Annotated in this window: 5 protein-coding genes and 2 pseudogenes; 6 read left to right on the top strand and 1 reads right to left on the bottom strand. The window is 69.6% G+C overall.

Features of this window, described 5'->3' with window-relative positions; translation table 11 throughout:
• Window positions 1-251: pseudogene (locus NQU54_RS48150) on the bottom strand (IS1380 family transposase); the annotation flags it as partial.
• Between the two features lie 391 nt (window positions 252-642).
• Between NQU54_RS48150 and NQU54_RS48145 the strand changes: the two are divergent.
• From NQU54_RS48145 to NQU54_RS48120, 6 genes and pseudogenes are all read left to right on the top strand, one after another.
• Window positions 643-972 carry a site-specific integrase gene (locus NQU54_RS48145; protein WP_257636585.1) on the top strand — a complete coding sequence of 110 codons (330 nt, stop codon included), beginning with the start codon at window positions 643-645 and terminating at the stop codon, window positions 970-972.
• A complete protein-coding gene (locus tag NQU54_RS48140) occupies window positions 972-1,490 on the top strand; it encodes a tyrosine-type recombinase/integrase (protein ID WP_257636586.1) in 519 nt (172 codons plus the stop codon). The genes NQU54_RS48145 and NQU54_RS48140 overlap by 1 nt, the downstream gene beginning before the upstream one ends.
• A gap of 191 nt (window positions 1,491-1,681) precedes the next feature.
• Complete coding sequence (locus tag NQU54_RS48135; protein WP_257636584.1) at window positions 1,682-2,266, top strand: helix-turn-helix domain-containing protein; 585 nt, start codon at window positions 1,682-1,684, stop codon at window positions 2,264-2,266.
• A gap of 68 nt (window positions 2,267-2,334) precedes the next feature.
• Window positions 2,335-2,712, top strand: a pseudogene (locus tag NQU54_RS49670) (helix-turn-helix domain-containing protein); the annotation flags it as partial.
• A gap of 209 nt (window positions 2,713-2,921) precedes the next feature.
• Window positions 2,922-3,458, top strand: a complete 537-nt coding sequence (locus NQU54_RS48125) for a TnsB C-terminal domain-containing protein (RefSeq protein WP_257636583.1) — start codon at window positions 2,922-2,924, stop codon at window positions 3,456-3,458.
• Between the two features lie 215 nt (window positions 3,459-3,673).
• The coding region (locus NQU54_RS48120; protein WP_257636582.1) for an IS110 family transposase at window positions 3,674-3,980 on the top strand (307 nt) is incomplete at its 3' end.

Here is a 3,980-nt window from a genome sequence, read left to right as displayed (position 1 = left end):
AAGAGGCCGCGCAAATAGGTGAGGCGGCGTCGCGGGCCGATGGCTCTCGCCTGGCGGCGTTGTCGTCGGTCGACCAGGAGGAGGAGCCGTGTCCAGGCGTCGAGGTCGGCGGCGGTCGTTGCGGTAAGGATCCAGGCCGTGCTGAGTTGCCAGGACGTGGAGGGCAGCAGCCCGAGACCGGTCCGCTTGGCCGCTTTCACGCGGTCCTCGACCTCGGCGTGATCGCGGTAGAGGGCGTCGACGAACCACACCTGCCCGGAGCCGGGTGTTCTGGAAAGACCCTGGTGGGCGGGGATGTTCGTGGCGACGATCTGCTAGCACCAGCCGGTGCGCCGTTCGAAGGCGGTCAGTTTCTTCAGATCCCGGCGTGAGGGTTTGAAACCGGCCCACGACCAGCCGTGTTCCCTCGGGCCGACCGGTCAGGTCACGCGGGCCGGTGAGCTCGGCGACCTGGTAGGTGACCGTGTCGCCGTCGGGTCCTTTGATCTCGTGGACCTCGCCGTCCTGCCGCAGCGCGGCCGTCCGCACCTTCTCCGGAAGCCTGGCGATGGCTTCCTCGTCGATGGTGTGGATGGCCCAGCCACACACCCACCGTACCCGCCTGCGGCTGGTGGTCAGGGCCTGGAGGTGGTCGAGCAGGGCGTGGCTGAAGCCGGCGCCGTCGATCCGGATCAGCAGCTTCGACCACGCCGGCAGCGGGAGTTGCCGCAGCGCTGTCTGCTCGCCCACCTGGACGCCCGCAACACACCGGGACCGTCGTCGCTGGTCAGGGTCCGTCGGCACCGCCATCGCGGGCGGCCGCCGCTGCTACTGCCGAGCCAGATCCAGGCGGTCCTGGACGGGTGCGCGAGGCCGGGCACCGGCGGGGAGTGGGTGGGGAACCTGCGGGACCGCCTGCTGTTCGCCCTGCTCGCGGAGACCGGCATGCGGCTGGGCGAGGTGCTCGGATTCTGCGGATCAGCGATTTCGTGATGGGCCGCGGTGGCACTCCCTATGTCGAGGTCGTCCCGCGCGAGGACAACGCGAACGGGACGAGGGTCAAGATGATGCGCCCGCGGCGCGTCTATGTCGGTGCTGACCTGGAGCGATTGTTCGCTGACTACCTCGTCCATCTCGCGGTCCGGGCCGCCAACACCGGGCTGGAGATCACCTCGGATTCGCCGCTGCTCGTGAACCTGGACCGGCCCCCGCTGCTGGCCGCGCTGAAGGAGGGGACGGTGCGGGACAAGACCGCAGCCCTGCGCAAGAAGGGCATCGGCCCTGCAGGGTGGACCCCACACTGGTTTCGGCATACTCACGCGACCGCGTTGTTGCTGGCCGGGACACCGGAGTGGGTGGTCTCCCGCCGACTCGGCCATGCCCACGTCCAGACCACGCTCGACCTCTATGGCTGGGTTCGGGAGGACGAGGCCCTGCGGGCCGCGGCGAACTGGAAGTCGTACGCCGCCGCTTGGCAGGTGACCGATGCCCGGCGAACCGCGCCACTGTAGATAGCCACTCAACATGCTGACGAACGGGCAGTGTTGTGCCATTGATGATGTTGATGAGGAAGAGTTCACAAGACGGCAATTGATCTTCTGTGTGCTGGGCGGCACCGTGATCATGTCCTGAACATGATCACGGCCCTCCCGCTCGTTTGGCGGCGCTCGGGAGGGCCGTGCGAGCGCCAACGGAGGGCGCTTTGGTCACGGTAGAGACGACAACCGCGGTTGTCGAACAGCGCCTGGTCGAGGGCGAGTTGTCGTGTCCGGACTGCGGCGGGGTGCTGGCCCGGTGGGGCTGGGGCCGGTCGCGGAGCCTGCGGGATCTGGGCGGGGTCGTGGTGGTGCGTCCGCGGCGGGCGAGGTGCCGTTCCTGCGAGGTGACACATGTCCTGCTTCCGGTGTTGTCCCTGGTCAGACGCGCGGACACGGTTGAGGTCGTCGGAGCGGGGCTGGAGCTGGCGGCGGCCGGCTGGGGCTGCCGGCGGATCGCCGGGCGGCTGGGCAGGCCGGTGACGACGGTGCGGGGCTGGCTGCGGTGCTGGTCGCGGCGGGCGGTCCAGACGGCGGCGGTGTTCACCGCGTGGCTGGTCGCGCTGGCGGACGACCCGGCGTCGGTCCTGCCGGCCCCGGCCGGAACGGCGGCCCGGGACGCGGTCAGCGCGGTGACGGGATTCGCGTTCGCCGCGAGGGCGAGGCTCGGGAAGTTGAAGGTGCCTACCTGGTTGCTGGTGTCGGCGGCCTGCCACGGCCGCCTGCTGGCGCCGGGCCGGCCGTCGGCCTGACCTCCGAAACGATCAACACGAGCTGGCCCTGACGAAGATCGTCGGGGCGGCTCATCCTGGCGGCTGCCATGTCCACAGCCGTTTCAGGAGGGCGCCGGATGGCGTTGGTCGATGAGGAGGGGCGACGGCGGGCCGAACGGGCCCACCAAGTCGCCTTGTTCCGTTACCAGTTGATCCGTGAGGCGGCTGACGCTGCCCTCAGCCCGCGCCAGCGCGGGGCGATGGTCCGCGCGATCGCCGCCCGGGTGCACACCGATCCGTTCGGGAAGCCGGTCAAGATCACACGCGGGACAGTGGACCGCTGGCTCAGGCTCTGGCGCGAGGGCGGCTTCGACGCGCTGCTGCCGCCGACCAGGCAGGTCACCCCGCGCACGCCGGAAGAGGTCCTGGACCTGGCCGCGGCCTTGAAGCGGGAGAACCCGTCGCGGTCGACCGCGCAGGTGGTGCGGATCCTGCAGCAGCACCTGGGCTGGGGCCCGTCCTACCGCACCGTCCACCGGCACCTTCAGCGCCTCGAACTGTTGACCCGCCCGGACGGCCAGGCGCCGGAGGCGTTCGGCCGGTTCGAAGCCACGCGCCCGAACGAACTCTGGGTCGGCGATGCACTGCACGGCGCCCGAAGATCGCAGGTCACAAGGCATATCTCTTCGCGTTCGTGGACGACAACAGCCGGGCGGTGGTCGGGCACCGCTGGGGCGGCGCCGAGGACAGCGTCCGTCTCGCCGCGGCGCTTCGGCCGGCGCTGGCGGCGCGCGGGGTCCCCGAGGGCGTCTATGTCGACAACGGGTCCGCGTTCGTGGACTCCGCCCTGCTCAGGGCATGCGCGAGGCTGGGGATCAAGCTGATCCACTCGACGTCGGGGCGCCCGCAGGGCAGGGGCAAAATCGAACGTTTTTTCCGGACCGTCCGGGAACAGTTCCTGGTCGAGGTCGACACGGAGAAGGTCACCGACCTGGCCATGCTCAATCGTCTCTTCACAGCGTGGGTCGAACAGGTCTATCACCGGCGGGCGCACTCCGAGACAGGGCAGCAGCCGCTGGAACGCTGGCTCGCCGGGGCGCCGTTCCTCACGCCGACCCCGGACGCGCTGCGGGGGGCTTTCCGCTGGTCAGCGACTCAGCGCACCTTCGGTGCGCGCCGGGGGCGTGGTAAATGTCTTGGCGCGCGCCGGGGGTGCTTCTGTCTGCCCTGACGGGGGCTGATGGGGTACGGGACGCTGAGTTGGTTCGTTCCGGCCGAAACCGAAGCCTCTGTGATGCCGGTGAGCTCGCAGGTCAGCATGGTGCTGGGGACCGCCCACGGGAACCGTGGAGTGTTGCTGCGAAGCACGTGCGTCAGAATTCCTGATTCACCCTGGTCCTCCCGGAACGGCGTACCCGGCTGCCCGGCGAGGGAGGGAGCAAGTCCGTGGACGTGCTGCACGAACGCTGTGCCGACCTGGACATCAGCAAGAAGGACGCCAAGGCGTGCGTCCGCACCCCGAGTACCAAGCGGCGGGGATCCTTCACGACCGAGACCACGACCTGGGGGTCGACAACGAATGCGGTCCTGGCCCTGCGGGATCACCTGCTCGCCGCACGGGTGACGCTGGTGGTCATCGAGGCGACCTCGGACTACTGGAAGCCCTTCTACTACCTGCTGGCCGAGGACTTGAACGTGATCCTGGTCAACGCGCGGCAGGTCAAGAACCTGCCCGGCCGCAAGACGGACGTCC

The organism is Streptomyces malaysiensis subsp. samsunensis (genome assembly GCF_024519315.1).
Taxonomy (GTDB): domain Bacteria; phylum Actinomycetota; class Actinomycetes; order Streptomycetales; family Streptomycetaceae; genus Streptomyces; species Streptomyces malaysiensis.
Note: the sequence above shows the minus strand (reverse complement) of the source record. Positions and strands in the feature narration are given on the sequence as shown.

What these genes read in the sequence shown, in the direction of transcription:
- NQU54_RS48140 (WP_257636586.1), top strand. Translation starts at nt 972, where the DNA reads ATGGGCCGCGGTGGCACTCCCTATGTCGAGGTCGTCCCGCGCGAGGAC.